Origin of the sequence: Vibrio sp. 10N.222.49.C12 (assembly GCF_041475025.1) — a bacterium.
GTDB classification, from domain to species: domain Bacteria; phylum Pseudomonadota; class Gammaproteobacteria; order Enterobacterales; family Vibrionaceae; genus Vibrio; species Vibrio crassostreae_C.
The window spans coordinates 88,287-103,987 of sequence record NZ_JBFRVF010000004.1; the positions used below are offsets into that span (position 1 = coordinate 88,287).

The window sequence follows — 15,701 nt, forward strand, 5'->3', positions numbered from 1 at the left end:
TTTTCCGTGCAAATTTATATAGACGAAACACAACCAGAGGATTATTATCCACGCGTTTGGGGAGTAGTTAGCGCAAGTTTACATATCGTCATCTCGTTAGGCCAAGAGTCTATCCGGTATGTAAAAGTGAAATCCCATATTTCACTTCAACGAGACCAACGCAATCACAGTCAAGATCCGTAATGGAGCTTGATATGCTTTGTTTGCGGAAGGTCTTTGTACAGTTCTTCCGCCCGGAGGAATAATGAACTCAACTCAATCTCTATTATCTACAAATAGTGAATCCTTTTTTTCATCGCCAATCATGACGACTTATGCGGGCTTTTTCCTGCTAACGGTTATTCTCGTCTCTATTGATATCTATCAGACTCGTGGCGGTAACGTTACTATCAAGAAAGCGGCAATCTGGAGTGTTTTCTGGTTTGTACTTGCGTTTTTGTTTGCTGGCTCGATTTACCTATTTTGGGACATTTATGCGCCGAACAGTGACTACACAGCGCAAAAAGCAACCGTGTCATTCATTACGGGTTACTTGTTAGAAAAATCCCTTAGCGTAGACAACTTGTTTGTTTTTGCGATGATCTTTGCTCAATACCAAGTTCCTGAGCATCTAAGACCTCGTGCGCTTCTTTGGGGCGTAATTGGTGCATTGGTGCTTCGTGCAATTATGATCGCACTAGGCGCACAGCTATTGGCGGAATATCACTGGGTGCTTTACGTGTTCGCTGCGTTCTTGATTGGTACAGGTATTAAGCTGGCATTAGACAAGGGCGAAGAGGAGAGTGTGAATACTCTGCCTGAAAAGCTACTTCGTAAAGTGATGCCGGTAACAGAGGACTTCCATGGCCCTGCATTAATGGTTAAACAGGGTGCTAAATGGGCATTCACTCCAATGATGTTGGTCATCGGTGCGATCGCAGTCATGGACGTGATGTTTGCATTAGACTCTATCCCTGCGATCTTTGCGGTAACACAAGAACCGTTCTTGGTACTTGCGGCTAACGTGTTTGCGTTACTTGGTCTTCGCTCGTTGTATTTTGTACTGCAAGGTATGATGGACAAGTTCATCTATTTGAAACCCGCGCTTTCATTCATCATGGTGTTCATTGGTGTGAAAATGCTTCTGGTTGATAGCGAGTGGGCTATCCCAACTTACTGGTCATTGGCGGTATTGGTTTCTACGATGACGATTGCGGTTATAGCGTCGGTTTATGCGAAGAAGCCAGGCATTGAACAAGTAAATTAAAAACAAATATAACTTATCGAAAAGTCGATAATGAACACGTGGCTGATGAAGTGGAAAATTTATTTATGTAAATTTTCTGTGACATTGGCCACTGTTGTTTGCGGGGCATTTGTACTAAATGCATGATTTAAACACTATATTGAATTTATACTCACATAATCTGCATATCTATTTTGTGGCGTTGTTAATGGTTTGTTTTATTAGAAAAACTAATCCCAAAATCTAATTTTAGTCATTTTTTAACCTGCAAAAGATCACCTATTATTCTTGTCATCAGAACGAAACACATTAATAAATTTATAGAGAGGCAATCATGGCTCAAGCAGTACAAATGAATACTATCGCTGTTCCTAACTCTATGGATAAGAAAACCTACTCGGTTAACTTCAAAGGATTGATTGCACACATTTTCGATATTCTTTTCGTAGACAACTCTCCACGTAGTTACTACGCAAGCGACCTATCTGGTCACATGCAACGCGATATCGGTATTAACCGTTAATCTCAGCGTTAACATGTAAATATAGAATTTTAAGAAAACGCCAGCTTCTAAAGCTGGCGTTTTTGTATCTGAAATAAACTCAATCTATTCGTAAACTAAGCACCTGAAAGAAAAACCTAGGCATAACGGTCTGTATTTGAGCGCCATTCAATTCGCTTTGTACAAGGATCTCGGTATGTCACACGCCAAACGCAATTCATCATTGATTAAACTTTGTTTATTTGCCTTACCGATCGGCTTCTATTCCTCAGTGTCGCTTGCACAAACCTGGAGTAATGAAGGCCAGCCCGCACAGGTTATCGAGCTCTTCACCTCTGAAGGTTGTTCAAGTTGTCCTCCCGCTGATGCGTATCTAAGTACATTTGAAGATGACCCACAACTGTGGACACAAGTCATTCCGCTTGCCTATCACGTCGATTATTGGGATTACTTAGGTTGGGGCGACAAGTTCGCGAGTAAGGCGTTCAGTCAGAAGCAACACTTGTACAAAGCTTATGGAGTAACAAGTGGGGTTTACACACCCGGCTTTGTTGTCGATGGAAAAGAGTGGCGCGGTTACTTTAACTGGTTAGACAGAACGTTGCCTTCGCTCAAACAACAAAATAGCCCCAAGCTAACGGTCAACTATAAAGGCGATACGTTCAGCGTAAGTTACGAAGGCAAAGGGGATTATGTTGCTCATATAGCTTTGCTGGCGATGAACGAAGTCACCAGCGTTAAGGAGGGCGAGAACAGGGGTAAGAAACTCGAACATGATTTTGTTGTGGTTTACGATGGTTATCAGCGTGGTGAGTCTGAATGGCAATTTAATATCAATTTTGAGCCACTTGTCGCTACACCAGACGCAGTCGCTGTTTGGTTAACCGAGCCGAATTCGTATGCACCGGAACAAACGGTAGCAGGTTGGCTGAACTAACTGCAACCCACGACAATTGTGTAGCTGGAATACTCTTAGACGAAGTTGGTACGGCGAGTATCGAGGTTCTCACATCGATAACTTCGCTTCTGACGGATATTAATCAGTGAAATAGAAGCGAAAGGGCGATTTAGTTACGTAATACTGCTGAAATACGTTAATATAGCGCGCTATTATTTTAGCTTTGAGTTCCTGCAATTAATGACTAACACCACAGCACCAACCAACTTCTCTGATCTTGGCTTAATCTCTCCTTTGATGGCTCGTTTATCTGAGCTTGAATACCAACAGCCAACGCCTATCCAAGCGCAAGTGATTCCAAGTGTGTTAGCAGGACGCGATTTAATTGCAGGCGCAAATACCGGTTCAGGTAAAACCGCAGCATTTGCACTTCCACTGTTACAAAAGATTCATGAAGATGCCCCTCTGGACCGTCGTTCAGGCAAAGGTAACTTTGTTTCTGGCCTTATCTTGGTTCCTACTCGTGAACTTGCTAAGCAAGTGGCTGACAGCGTTAAATCTTACGCTGTGCATTTCAATGGCGCGATTAAAACGGTTTGTGTGTTTGGTGGTGTATCGGTAAACACTCAAATGCAGGCGCTACGTGGCGGCACTGATATATTGGTGGCAACACCGGGTCGTCTGCTTGACCTTATTTCGAGCAACGCTATCAAACTAGATAAAGTGAAAACGTTAGTGCTTGATGAAGCTGACCGAATGCTAAGCCTAGGTTTTACCGAAGAACTTGATGCAATCTTGAAGCTCTTGCCGAGCAAAAAACAAACCTTGTTGTTCTCTGCAACTTTCCCAGAGCAAGTTAAAACGCTGACTCACGAACTTCTAAGCGATCCAATTGAAGTTCAACTTCAAAGTGCCAATGCGAGCACACTGGTTCAACGTGTATTCGAAGTAGAAAAAGGTCGCAAGACAGCGTTACTCGCACACCTAATTCAACAACATGAATGGCGCCAAGCTCTGATCTTCGTTAATGCGAAGAACAGCTGTGAGCACCTAGCAGACAAGCTTTACAAGCGCGGTATCATCGCAGAAGTATTCCACGGCGATAAAGGGCAAGGTTCACGTACTCGTATCCTAGAAGATTTCAAATCTGGCGAGATTGACGTTCTGATCGCGACAGACATCGCGGCACGTGGTCTGGATATTGAGAAGCTTCCAGTGGTAATCAACTTTGACTTACCGCGTAGCCCGTCAGACTACATGCACCGTATCGGCCGAAGTGGTCGTGCAGGTGAAGTTGGTCTTGCGTTATCTCTGATCGATCACGAAGATTACCACCACTTCAAAATCATCGAGAAGAAGAACAAGATTCGTCTTGAGCGTGAGCAAATTGAAGGCTTTGAAGTGGATGAAGAAGCGACAGCTGAACTGATCGCAGCACTAAAACCTGTTGCGCCACCGGCCGGTACTGGCAAGAAGAAAAAGAAGAAGAAAGCTCCAAAAAACCAAGATGTGTGGCTGAACAACAACTGATCTTGAGTCAGCAAGCCATATAAATCAGCAAGCCATATAAATCAATAAGTAATAGACATTCAAAAGGTGCTTAATTGCGCCTTTTTTGTGTCTGTAGGGCTGGGATTTGAGTCGTTAATAAACGACTGTTGCAGTGTTAAACAACCCGATAAGCCGTTCGAAGGATAGCGTCCTCCATAAGAGATTCGGCGATTTAACGCTTTGCTCATAACCTGTTCGGGTTTTGAGCAATTGGGTAACCGCGTGAAGACCTCGATTAAACAATTAGTGCTGGCCACTTCATTTTTCCTGTTTACCCAACACTCTTCTAGTGCTGCTGAATTTGAGGTTAAAGGGGTTAATAAAACTCTCACCGAAAATGTAGAATTATATTTAGAACCTTTAGCCGATGTTCCTGCATCACAGCTATCGAAAACGAAGCTATCTAAACGTATTCAAGATGCACTCAACCCTTATGGTTATTATCACCCACAGCTCGATATCGACCTCAATGATTCTGATAACGTGATCATTAACATCGATTCTGGTCCTGTCATGCGCATCGCAGAATCGATAGTAAAAATAACAGGTGAAGCTAGCCTAGATGCGGAGTTCATCAATATACTCAATCAAAGCAAGTTAGGCTCAGGTTTAACTTTGTCTCACCAAGAATACGACCAAACTAAGCGTGCGATTTTCTCTTTAGCAAAGCGGAAAGGTTATTTTGACGGCAGGTTTATCGAGTCAAAGATTGAAGTTATTCCTAGCGAGAACATCGCGAATATACACTTGTATTTTGCAAGTGGTCCACGCTACAAGTTCGGTTCTATAAGTATTCCTGATGATGGGGTTGACCCTACTCGTATCGAGAAAATACCCACCTTTAAAAAAGGTGATGACTTTGACACCATCAAGTTAGGTGAACTGCAATCTGATTTGTCAGACACTCAATGGTTTCGAAGTGTCATCGTACATGGTGACTTTGACAAACTTGATGACAACCTAGAAGTTCCAATTGAAATCATTGCCGAGCCAAGTTCTCGAAATATCGTGCAGGTCGGTGGCGGCTATTCTACTGATCTCGGTTTACGCGCCTCTCTCAGTTGGTCAAAGCCTTGGTATAACCGGAGAGGCCACAGCTTTGAAACACAGACATATTTGTCTGAACAGGAGCAATCACTTCAGTTGGGGTACAAAATCCCCACAGAGAAAGTCACAACGGATTACTTTGGTATTCAGTTTGAATCGAAACGAATTGATCATCGAGACACCAATAGCTTTACAAACGATCTTAAGTTCGAACGTTACTGGCAATTAGACAGTGATTGGCAAAGCACCATTTATGTCAGATACTTGCACGAACAGTACCGTCAGGCGTCTGAGGAAGAGCAATCGCAATTGCTGTTACCTGGCATCAGTTTTTCTCAGGTTGATCGTAAAAATGATCAGTTGGAGCTCAATCATCGACACATCTATTCTGTCGAGTATTCTGACCCTAGTCTGTTCTCTGACTCAAGGCTGTTGCGGTTGGAAGGAAACAGTGTCCTTTCATGGGATATTAGTGACAGGCAGAAGCTCCATTTCCGCTCCAACGTAGGCATCAACATTGCCAAATCATTATCTGATGTGCCGTCGTCACTGCGGTATTTTGCTGGTGGCGATGGAAACCTGCGAGGTTATGGTTACGAATCTATCTCCCCTAGAGACGAGAATGGTGAACTAACGGGGGCACGTTATATGTTAACTGCTGGGCTCGAATATCAGCATCAAGTCTATCGTTCAATTTGGTTGGGCGCATTTCTTGATGTGGGTGATGCATTTGATCAACAAGCGGATTGGAAGCGTGGGACGGGCGTGAGTTTGATTTGGAACTCACAGTTAATGCCAGTTAAGCTCGATTTTGCTTACGGCTTAGATGCGCCTGAAGGCGACGAATTTCGTATTCATTTTTCCTTGGGTACTCAATTCTGATTTTTGTACGCTGTTTATGCACTCGCGAGGATGCGAACCATCTAATAGGATTCAAGTAAATCGAAAGAGCGTAAAAACCTTTGTGCTTTAACAAACACAAAGGTAAAAACAATGAAAAAGCTACGATTCGGTGTATTTGGTAATATGGGCCCTGAAGCAGATGCTCTGTTCCAAGATATCGTCGCCAAGAAAGAAATTGAACACGGCGCACTTAAAGACTAAGACCACATGGCCATGATAGTGGTGAAAAACTCAGATATCCCCGATTGATCTGAAGTGATTAACGAAGGCGGTACCGATCCTGTGCCTGAACTGATTGAGTCAGCGTGCATTTTAGAACATGCCAATGTTCAGTTTGGCGTAATGACCTGTAACACCGCTCATTACTTTAGACCTGAGGTTCAAAAGCACACCAACGTTTATATCGTCGACATGCTTCAAACCACCGTTGATCAAATCAAAGAGCAGAACTCTGAATCTGTTGTTGGTATTTTATGTACCAACGGCACATACAATTCGGGAATCTATGATCGTTACCTAACGGACGCGAATCTGGTGTTCGTTAAGCCAGATTCCTTTGAGCAAGAGCATAACGTGCATAGTGCTATCTATGGTGAAGTAACCGGTGAGATGACAGAGTGTGGACAAGCAATCCGAGAAACCAACGGGATCAAAGCGGGCGAGTTTGAGCGTAATGCCGCACTGCTTGCTGTAGCGATTCAATCCATCGTAGAGAAGGGCGTTGATACGGTTATTTGGGGATGCACGGAACTTCCTTTGGTTAGAAAGCAACTTGAAACGGCATTTCCAACAGTCACTTTTATTGATCCTATGGAAGCGGTAGCTGAGCGTGTCGTTGATATTTACCGTCTCGCTGAGCAATATGTGGAGCGTGGACATGTGGATTACAACATTAATGATGTTAATTCGATCTTCACAACGCTTGATATGGTGAACTACGTAGCCCAAAGAGCGATGACCTACCGTCTATAAGCTCAGATACGTGTATTTGAAACATGAAAAAGCCGCGAATTACGCGGCTTTTTTACATTTGGACTGGAGAAAATTAAAAATTAAGATTCGAAGCTGAACACTTAAAGCTCGAACTCGCCATTCATTTTTCGAAATAACCAATCAGGTACCTTGTTCCATGAACTGTAGTTCGGGTTCTTAGTATGGATTTGTTCCTCTGAAGCCCAGATGGTGTCACCTGATTGTTCTCGCGACACAGCCCAGAACAACTCCTCTTTCTGACGTGTTAAGTAGTGTGTCACTTGCTTCGCAAACTCTTCACTGTCAACCAACACCCCAAACTCAACGTTGAGAAAGTCTGATCTTGGATCGAAGTTAGAAGAGCCAATATAGGTGACACGCTCATCTAAAATTACTGTCTTGTTGTGGTAGTAGGTATCAACATGAAAGTAGTGATCATCATTGATCGCTTGGCTTTTGTACTCATAGATACTTACGCCTTTGTCGAGTAGAGTCTCACGGTGTTTTTCGTAATACGCAGGCACAAAGCCCGAATCATTAGAAGCCGATGAATTCGTCAGTAAGGTGACTTCGGCTTCGCTCTCTCTAAGTGCATCGACGAATACAAACTTGTTATCGCTTGGCACCATATAAGGCGTAGAAATAATAACCTTAGAAGGTGTCGGTACTTTTTGCTTCATCAAGTGTTCAATACGTTGGCGAAAGTAGGGCTTGTTGTCATTGAGTTTCTCCAGTGAGTCAAATACCGGCGTGACAGAGGCTGAAATGAACTTCGGTTGGTTTAAGCTCTTTATCTGCCTTTCGACTTCAGACGTGATCAATGCTTGATTCTTTTCACCTTTGTTCAACGCTTTGGTGAACGCTTGGTATTGCTCTTTCTCTTTGATTTTAATGCGTTCTTGAATTGGCACTACATGCTCACTGTTCCACAACGCTTGGTAGTTTCGGTCGAAAGCAGCAATCACGTCGCCTTTAAACAGCACATCCATATCAAAGAAGTTGGCACTTTCGCTGTAGCCAAAGTAGTCATCGCCGATGTTGCGCCCACCGAGGATCATCGATTGGTGATCAACGTTAAAGTATTTCTCATGCAGTCGATTATCTAACTGTTTTTGATGAGTAGAGAAGTTGAGCGCACGACCAATCCAGCCAGCTTTACGTGACTCAAAAGGGTTGAACAGTCGAATCTCAATATTGGCGTGTGAGTCCAACTCCGCAAGCCATTTGTCATTGAATACCAACAAGTCATCCAGTGTGAGGCGCACGGCCACATCGCGGTCAGCGGCGTGTTTCAGCTCGTTTAACAGCATCAGACCCAGAGTGTCGTTTTCCCAAGAGAAGTAAGTCATATCAATCGAGTGTTTTGCTTGGCGAACCAGATCAATGCGGCGCGCAAAGGCTTCAGGCGCACTCGGGATCAAATAGACTTCGGCTTGATGTTCTGTGCTTTGCCAGTTAGCTTCGAAGTCAGGTTCAACATCGGGGTAAGGTTGGGCACATCCTGTGACCAAAGCAATCAACATTATTGTGCATGCTGTTTTTAGTTTGCTAAGTGTCATAACTAACCTGCGTTTAAACATAAAATTTGGATATAGAAACGGCCAGCGAGCTGGCCGTTAAAGTAGGAAGGGTGTTGAATATGTTTAGTTTAGGTACCAGTCCCAAGGCATAAGACCTTGCTCTGCTAGACCCGTTAAGCGACCTTCACGAAGCTTAGGATCAACACCTGGGTTTGTGACATAGTCCCAGTCGAAGGTAGTGCTGTTGTCGCTGAATCCTGCACCATCAATGACAAGCACATTGTCGGTAGCATCGCTGTACTGGTAGCTCTGGAACAATTCATCGCTAAACCAAAGACGCGACATTTCGTTCATAAGGGCTTTATCTTTGCTTGATGGATTTACTTCGCTTCCATCAAAACGTACAGCTTTGTTGAACATAAATGGCAGTTCTGAACCGTTACATGCACCGCTGATGCAACCAATCGTTTTGAATAGATCAATGATTGGCAGTTGGTCGTATTCGCCCGTTTCTTCATTTAGACCTGTTTTATAGTTCCACATGTTAAAGCTTGGTTTGTGCTCAAAGTGGTATAGCGTTGCTTCTACTCCGCTGTTTGCTGCCATGTGACGAGCTGGACCATTGAACAAGGTGTCATTTAGCAAGGTTTTAAATTGCTTCATGTTGTCAAGAGCGCCACCTATGTCAGCTTCTGAGTTAGGGTAGAAATCCGTTAGAGCCAGAATATCTTGGGTTTGCTGGTGGCTAGTGATCTCAACAATGTCGACCAAGCAACCTACGGTACCCGCAATATCGTTGGTATCAATGCATCCAGTCATTTCAAGTAGATCACCTTCTAGCTTGGCACCATAAAATAAGCTCGTTACTGCGCTGTACGCACTGCTTGGCAATACAAGATCTGCTGAAACTTCATCACTTGCTTGCTCAGATAGTTTTTGTTGCAGAAGAACGATGTTGTTTTCATCTTCTAACCAGTTAACCATAGCTAGAGCTAGCTTTGTTGGATCTTCGTTAGTAAGCAGTTCAGGTTCATCATTTGTTAATAACTCGATGACCGTCGGGATTAAGAACGTAGCGCTAAATAGCATGCCAAAGCTGTTCGCTTCATGTGCATTTTCACCTAGGACAGTTGGTACTGAGAAGCCTGCTTTCATTGGTGACTCTGCTGATTCGCTACAGCTACCAAGGAAACTTGTTTTTTCACACAATATGTATGGAGCAAAAGGCATCAGGTTTGACATTGGCGTCTCATCTGCGGCTGGGCTCAGAATTGGGATTTGCAAAGAACCTAACAACCAATTTTTTAGCTGTTCAATACCATCCAAAGCTGTTTCTTGCGACGCCATTATCTTGTCAAGCGAAGTGTCTGCTGTAAAACCCTTACTGCGATCTTTTGCAACTTCATAGCTTGGATACTCAAACCCATAAGGGTTGCTTTGCATGATTGCACGTTGGAAATATTGACCTGCGATATCATGATCTTGCTGTAAGAAACCAATAGACATAGCACCAGAGCCTTGACCCATAACGGTTACGTTTTGAGCGTTACCACCGAAGTCAGCGATATTGTTATGTACCCACTCTAAGGCGCGCTTCTGGTCACCTAGGCCATAGTTGCCATCTTCGTTCGCGCCTTTAATCCATTGAGTACCTAACTGACCAAGACGGTAGTTAAAGCTTACATAGATGAAAGGCTTACCATCGTCGCTTCCTTGAGCAACCACGGTATCACCTTGGATGAGCGGCTCTGCACCAGAACCGTATTCGAAATCACCACCGTGGATGAATACATAAACCGGTAGATCTGCATCAGCATCTACGCCTGCTGGGCGCCAGATATTGAGGTTAAGGCAGTTCTCATCTTGTGTTTGTGTTGTCGTTTTTAGTTGAGGACAAGCATAACCGAACTGAGTCGCATCCAAAGTACCTTCAACAAGGTTTACAACTTCACTGGGTTTAAAGCGCTGAGCCTCTGCATATTGAATCCCTTTGAAAGATTCAACAGAAGCCAGTTTGTCGTCTTCGGTATTCGAAGTTATAACCAGTTCTTCTATCGTCGCTTTAATCGTTACGTTACCGATTTGAGCATCAAACGGTTTAGCCGGTGCCGGAACTAACGGTTCGGGCTTGTCTGGGAATGGAACAGTAGGGGCACTATCAGTATCGCAACCTGCTAAGGCAGTAGTAATAGTAAGAGCGATCATTGAACGGTATGCAATAGTCATAAAATGAGTTTCCACAATAGTATTCGGCGTAGTCTGTTTCATCGCTATCTGCGTAGATAACAGAACTACAAAATTTCTTATTAAGAACAACCTGGTTTAAGGGCTAGGCTGGTAATCAAAGTTCGGTGACTAGAATCGGTAGCCAAGGTTCAATGTCACAGCCGAACGAGTTTCGCCTTTGTTGTACAACATGGTCATGTTGTAGTTTTTGCCGATCTGCTTGTTAAAACCTGTTAGGAATGCCCACTGGTCGATATCGACGCCAACGTCATAATCAAATTCGATGTCTCCGGTTTTTACAGTACCTTGCATACGTGAATCTAAACCTTGGTATTCAGCACCAACGAAGAATTGAGCGCGATAATCAACTAATTGGTAGCCCAACATTGGCTGAATCGTGACAATGCCATCACCCCAATCATCCAACCCTTTCAGGCGTGTTTGGGAGTAAGTACCCGTCACTGAGGCAAAGAATTCTTTGTAACCAACAGATAATGTGGTGCCCGCGCCGCGTAAGTCATATTCAAGATGAAGTGGTACATTCAAACGACCACTGTTACATAAGGCAGAGACACCTTCGCAAAGTGCGTTACCTAGCCCTGGCAATTTGTTATTGAGCTTGTCTTTTAAGTATTCACCTGCGGCGCCGGTATAAGAGGCGTCAATATTCGCATCAACGTTTACCTTTCCTACGTACCCGAATACATTCCAGAATGGCAGAATATTCACATCACCACGTATTGAAAGACTTTCTGCTTTAACCGTTGCAACGCTATCTTCAGGGTCGAATAGGTCATTCAAGCGCACACCGCCAATCACGTAATCTGTCATGGGTATATCCATATCTTGATTGCGATAAGCCACTGATACGCCGAATGGAAGGGGTAAATCGATACCTTGACGACGCACCATGTCACCCATTAAAGGGAATACTCGATCTAACTTAACACTCGCTTCTTGCATACGAGGATCTGAAACTTCTTTTAGACGCTCTTCATGCAGGACATTAACGCCGTTGTCGTCTTCATAAATTGCGACGGGTTCAGTTACAGCGCTCATGGTCATCGGTTTCGTTTTAGACGTACCCTCGATGTTAGTTGTCTTACGTTCAATAACGACTTTACCAGAGTCTAACGTTTGGAAATCAATCACTTGGTAATAGGTATCGACTTTTGACTTACCAAGATTAAATGGCTTGTCGTTGGTGATTACCATGCGTTTTGGTGTGCCGCCTACAAGTTCAATATCAACATTCAAGAAACGGAAATAGGCGATGTCTTGTGGTAAGCCGTATTTCGAATAGTTGAAGCTAATGGTCACGTCGCCGTTGTCTTTTTCATTGACTTTCACTGACGATGGATCGAAGCTTTCTGCATAATTTCTTAGTCGATACTCAGTGCGCGTAAACTCTTCAATTTCATCGATCAGTTTTTCGTTTTCATCCAGCTCTTGCGGGTTGTATTTGATGCGCAGGTCGATGTTGCCTTTGCTGTCTGTGTTTTTTATCAGATAGACGCTTGAGTCACGAACCTCATCGCCAATTTGTATGGTTCGATGTGCGTGTTCAACTAGGTGTTCGCCCTGTACGAGCGAACTGATTGCTAGCTTTGGTAAATCATGACTGATGCCATATTTGTCAAATAGTGCTCGACCTTTTTCCATAACTTCGCTGTAAGTATTGGTTTCTGCCGCAGACGCAAAATTGGGGGTGGTAAGTAATAGGGCGCACGCTAACACAGAAAGAGTATGGGTCTTACAGGCGCTGGTGCGTATTTCAAAAAAACTCATGACGGTTCCCACGCTGAGTAGCCTCAAACCTTCGAGACTCAAACAGTCGATGTAATACTGAACGTCGTGTTCAGTTGTTATGTATTTATCCGTTAGGATTGCTAGTGTGAATGTCGCGACTAAAAATGCATTGCGTCAATCAATGAGAGGATTTTAAGAGGAGGTGGCAGATCGCGTTAATCGCTTTTGATGGACGCTATCCTCATTTAGTAATAATTAGCGTTAATCAATTGATTTATAATGATTTTCAATAGATAAAAAACGGCCTGTGAAGTAAAAATACTTGGCAGACCGTTTTGTTGTGAGTTGTTAAGCGCATTTAGTTCTAAGCAGTTACCCTCACTCTAAATAGATCAGTAAACAACTTCGCTATCATCAGAATAATCAAAATGTTTACGAGCATCAAAAGTGGCGTTTCAATTCCATAAACAGGTGTGAGGTTGAGCGCACCAGATGTGAGAACAACTAATAAGTTAATACCCAATATTCGGTGTACCATGAGCTTAGGTGTCGCGAACACTTTCCATATCACCATAATGTTAAGGAAGTAGAATAGTCCCAGCTCCCATAGTTCTGTCATTAATGGCATCACAAAGATGTATTGCAACAGAACCACCGACCCTGTACCCAACACACCATAAAAAGCGTCCTTAATAACGCTTGGTGGCATGGTCGGCACCATAGCAGAGAATACACCGGCTAACATAGGAAATATGAAACCACCTGGAACTGGAAGATAAATCCAAACCAACAGCGATGTGATAAACATCGACACGCCTTGCAGCACTTTGCGCCCATCTTCATTCAAATGTTCAACAAACGTGCGATGTGCATGATGCCAAGACACGTCTTTATGATCACCTATGACATTGAGTTCACCCTCAACAAGAGATTGTTCTGGTGTTAATACATCGAACGTCTTCAAGTTGTGAGTAAGAACTGCCCATTGGATATCTAAGTCTGATTCGCTGTTACTTTGTTTGAGTAATGTATCTTGGATATGTGCCATTTCATCGATACGCAAGCGCCATGTTTGGATGTTCTCTTTAAGGTGGTAGCTTCCGGTCAGTGGCAGATCTAAAAGTTGATACAGCTTATCAATATTCGCGGTGTTGCTTTCAAGTGCGGCAATGTCGATGTTGTCTGTTTTTTCCATTGCATCTAACAACGCTTGTTTACTGGTTTCGAAACGTTGTACAAAGTTGAGTTCAGTATTCACAGGCCACACGATGCGATACACAATAGAGAACACAACAACACCTAATAGTGTTTCTTGAAGTCTAAGTACAGCAAAGTGAAAGGTGGTTTGGTTATCAAACCCGCCCAGACAAGCAACAATCGAACACACGGTAAATCCTATTGAAAAGATGTAGCCGTATTTCTCGTCACTAGACATGAAAATACAAGTGCCTAAGAACACGGTAAGAAATGTTAGAAACAAAAATCGATCTTGTGAAAACATCGCAATGAGGAAAAAGGCATAACCGGTCCCTAACAAGGTTCCCATTAACCGGTTATGGCCTTTGTTTATTGAATGGGCGAAGCTCTCGTTCAATGCCATCACTGCGACGGCTATCGCAGCCCAATACGGTTTTTCCCAACCAAACCACAACGCTAGGCAGATTGCGATAACGATAGAGAGTGCGACTTTAATCGCGTCTTTAGTCGATGCAGTGAACATAAGAATCACCTAGCTATTTTTGATTATTTTGATCGAGGCAGTCATACCAACACGCAGTTGTACGTCTTCTGGTATTTTGTCTAACTTCACTTTGATAGGGATGCGTTGAGCTAGGCGTATCCATTGGAAGTTTGGATTCACGTTTGGCAATAAATCATTACCTGTGCTGCCGTCTTGCTTCGCGATACCAAAACCAATACTTTTGATATGTCCTTCTAGCTGAACATTGTTGTGCATCATTAAGGTCACATAAGCAGTGTCCTGAGCATCGACACCGACTAAATCAGTCTCTTTGAAATAACCTTCAATCCAGAAGCTATCTTCATCAATTAGCGCAACCACAGGTGAATTCGCGACAACTTGAGAGCCAACACGTAGGTTCAGATTGGTGATATAGCCGTTAGTAGGCGCATATACCTTGGTGTACTCAAGGTTGAGATGTGCTTCTTCTACGTTCGCTTTTGCCAGTTCGACATTTGCGGCGCTGGTTTCTACCGCGTTGTTCAAGTTGTTTAGTGTCAGCACGGGCACGGCACCGGGCGTTCTTTTCTCTAAATTCAACGCGCGTTGCTCTTCGTTTTTGGCTTTGGCGAGTAGGGCAAATGCTTGTTTTTGAGTCGCAAGTGCTTTTCTGTAGGTCGCCTTGTAAATACTCGGATCGATCTCAAAAAGAAGATCGCCTTTTTTTACCTTCGAGTTGTCTTCGACATGCACTTCAATGACTTGACCCGTGACTCGAGGTGTAATCGAGACGATATAAGCGCTGACTTGTCCGTCTCTGGTCCATGGGTTACTTGAGTACGACTGGTAATAGCTATAAACCACAGTTCCCGCAGCAGCCAATAATAAAAGTGTAATGAGATAACGTTTGATCACAGTAAGTGCCTCAAAAAATGGTAATAAAATGGCCGATAGCGCCAGTAAAAATCACGATCAAGCTTAGTTCTGCTATTGCAGGAAAGGCGACGTACTTATGAAGGCCAAACCGTGTCGCGATTGACCCTGTTAGCATTGTCAGTATGTAAGCCAGTGCGATAACCAATAACAGCGGTGGGAAGTAGACTTCATCCCACACAAGCTCATGCGGCATGGTATTCATGGTTCTGTTCTCTATTTGTTTGATGAATGCAACGATAACGGAGTTCGATTTATTGTGATAATCGCTTATAGAGGATCGTACCCATCACAATCCAACTTTATTCGGTGATTATGCCAACTGCCTCTTTGTTGAGAGCCGTAAGCCAGTAAAAAAACGGTAGGAGGTTGTCGTTCTTGAAGTGGAAACACTTAATTGAAATTGATTTCGAAAATCATCTACTTTTGCCGGTTTAAGATAAATATATTTAAACCAATCACTTAAGGTGTAAATTGCACTTCAAAAACTATGC

At 43.4% G+C, this 15,701-nt stretch carries 12 protein-coding genes; 6 read left to right on the top strand and 6 right to left on the bottom strand.

From position 1 onward, the window contains the following. Positions 1–244 precede the first annotated feature (244 nt). From AB4583_RS02365 to AB4583_RS02390, 6 genes are all read left to right on the top strand, one after another. On the top strand, positions 245–1,246 hold the full coding sequence (locus tag AB4583_RS02365) for a TerC/Alx family metal homeostasis membrane protein (protein WP_017059813.1): 1,002 nt from the start codon (positions 245–247) through the stop codon (positions 1,244–1,246). Positions 1,247–1,559: 313 nt separating this feature from the next. Next, on the top strand, positions 1,560–1,748 hold the full coding sequence (locus AB4583_RS02370; protein WP_017059812.1) for a hypothetical protein: 189 nt from the start codon (positions 1,560–1,562) through the stop codon (positions 1,746–1,748). Positions 1,749–1,923: 175 nt separating this feature from the next. Beyond that, positions 1,924–2,664, top strand: a complete 741-nt coding sequence (locus AB4583_RS02375) for a DUF1223 domain-containing protein (protein ID WP_372116278.1) — start codon at positions 1,924–1,926, stop codon at positions 2,662–2,664. A gap of 201 nt (positions 2,665–2,865) precedes the next feature. After that, entirely contained in the window at positions 2,866–4,155 is a 1,290-nt protein-coding gene (locus AB4583_RS02380; RefSeq protein ID WP_017069930.1) for a DEAD/DEAH box helicase, read from the top strand. 231 nt (positions 4,156–4,386) lie between these two features. Beyond that, positions 4,387–6,105: an autotransporter assembly complex family protein gene (locus AB4583_RS02385; RefSeq protein WP_029235664.1), complete on the top strand. Its 1,719-nt coding sequence runs from the start codon at positions 4,387–4,389 to the stop codon at positions 6,103–6,105. 276 nt (positions 6,106–6,381) lie between these two features. Then, positions 6,382–7,098 (top strand): aspartate/glutamate racemase family protein, encoded by a 717-nt coding sequence (locus AB4583_RS02390; RefSeq protein WP_372116281.1) that lies wholly within the window; start codon positions 6,382–6,384, stop codon positions 7,096–7,098. Between the two features lie 101 nt (positions 7,099–7,199). On the opposite strand, the gene AB4583_RS02395 is transcribed toward AB4583_RS02390, so the two are convergent. From AB4583_RS02395 to AB4583_RS02420, 6 genes are all read right to left on the bottom strand, one after another. Then, positions 7,200–8,657: a phospholipase D family protein gene (locus AB4583_RS02395; protein ID WP_029235238.1), complete on the bottom strand. Its 1,458-nt coding sequence runs from the start codon at positions 8,655–8,657 to the stop codon at positions 7,200–7,202. An 84-nt stretch (positions 8,658–8,741) separates the two neighbouring features. After that, positions 8,742–10,844: a carboxylesterase family protein gene (locus AB4583_RS02400; protein ID WP_017069933.1), complete on the bottom strand. Its 2,103-nt coding sequence runs from the start codon at positions 10,842–10,844 to the stop codon at positions 8,742–8,744. A gap of 129 nt (positions 10,845–10,973) precedes the next feature. Continuing rightward, the gene (locus AB4583_RS02405; RefSeq protein WP_372051776.1) at positions 10,974–12,632 is read right to left on the bottom strand and encodes a hypothetical protein; all 1,659 of its coding nucleotides are present in this window, start codon (positions 12,630–12,632) and stop codon (positions 10,974–10,976) included. A 325-nt stretch (positions 12,633–12,957) separates the two neighbouring features. Continuing rightward, a complete protein-coding gene (locus tag AB4583_RS02410) occupies positions 12,958–14,313 on the bottom strand; it encodes an FUSC family protein (RefSeq protein ID WP_372116283.1) in 1,356 nt (451 codons plus the stop codon). Positions 14,314–14,322: 9 nt separating this feature from the next. Beyond that, entirely contained in the window at positions 14,323–15,189 is an 867-nt protein-coding gene (locus AB4583_RS02415; protein ID WP_017059803.1) for an HlyD family secretion protein, read from the bottom strand. 10 nt (positions 15,190–15,199) lie between these two features. Then, complete coding sequence (locus AB4583_RS02420; protein WP_017059802.1) at positions 15,200–15,412, bottom strand: DUF1656 domain-containing protein; 213 nt, start codon at positions 15,410–15,412, stop codon at positions 15,200–15,202. Positions 15,413–15,701: the final 289 nt, after the last annotated feature.

Coding starts and splice junctions, on each gene's coding strand:
- AB4583_RS02365 (WP_017059813.1), top strand. CDS start 245: ATGAACTCAACTCAATCTCTATTATCTACAAATAGTGAATCCTTTTTT.
- AB4583_RS02370 (WP_017059812.1), top strand. CDS start 1,560: ATGGCTCAAGCAGTACAAATGAATACTATCGCTGTTCCTAACTCTATG.
- AB4583_RS02375 (WP_372116278.1), top strand. CDS start 1,924: ATGTCACACGCCAAACGCAATTCATCATTGATTAAACTTTGTTTATTT.
- AB4583_RS02380 (WP_017069930.1), top strand. CDS start 2,866: ATGACTAACACCACAGCACCAACCAACTTCTCTGATCTTGGCTTAATC.
- AB4583_RS02395 (WP_029235238.1), bottom strand. CDS start 8,657: ATGACACTTAGCAAACTAAAAACAGCATGCACAATAATGTTGATTGCT.
- AB4583_RS02400 (WP_017069933.1), bottom strand. CDS start 10,844: ATGACTATTGCATACCGTTCAATGATCGCTCTTACTATTACTACTGCC.
- AB4583_RS02405 (WP_372051776.1), bottom strand. CDS start 12,632: ATGAGTTTTTTTGAAATACGCACCAGCGCCTGTAAGACCCATACTCTT.
- AB4583_RS02410 (WP_372116283.1), bottom strand. CDS start 14,313: ATGTTCACTGCATCGACTAAAGACGCGATTAAAGTCGCACTCTCTATC.
- AB4583_RS02420 (WP_017059802.1), bottom strand. CDS start 15,412: ATGAATACCATGCCGCATGAGCTTGTGTGGGATGAAGTCTACTTCCCA.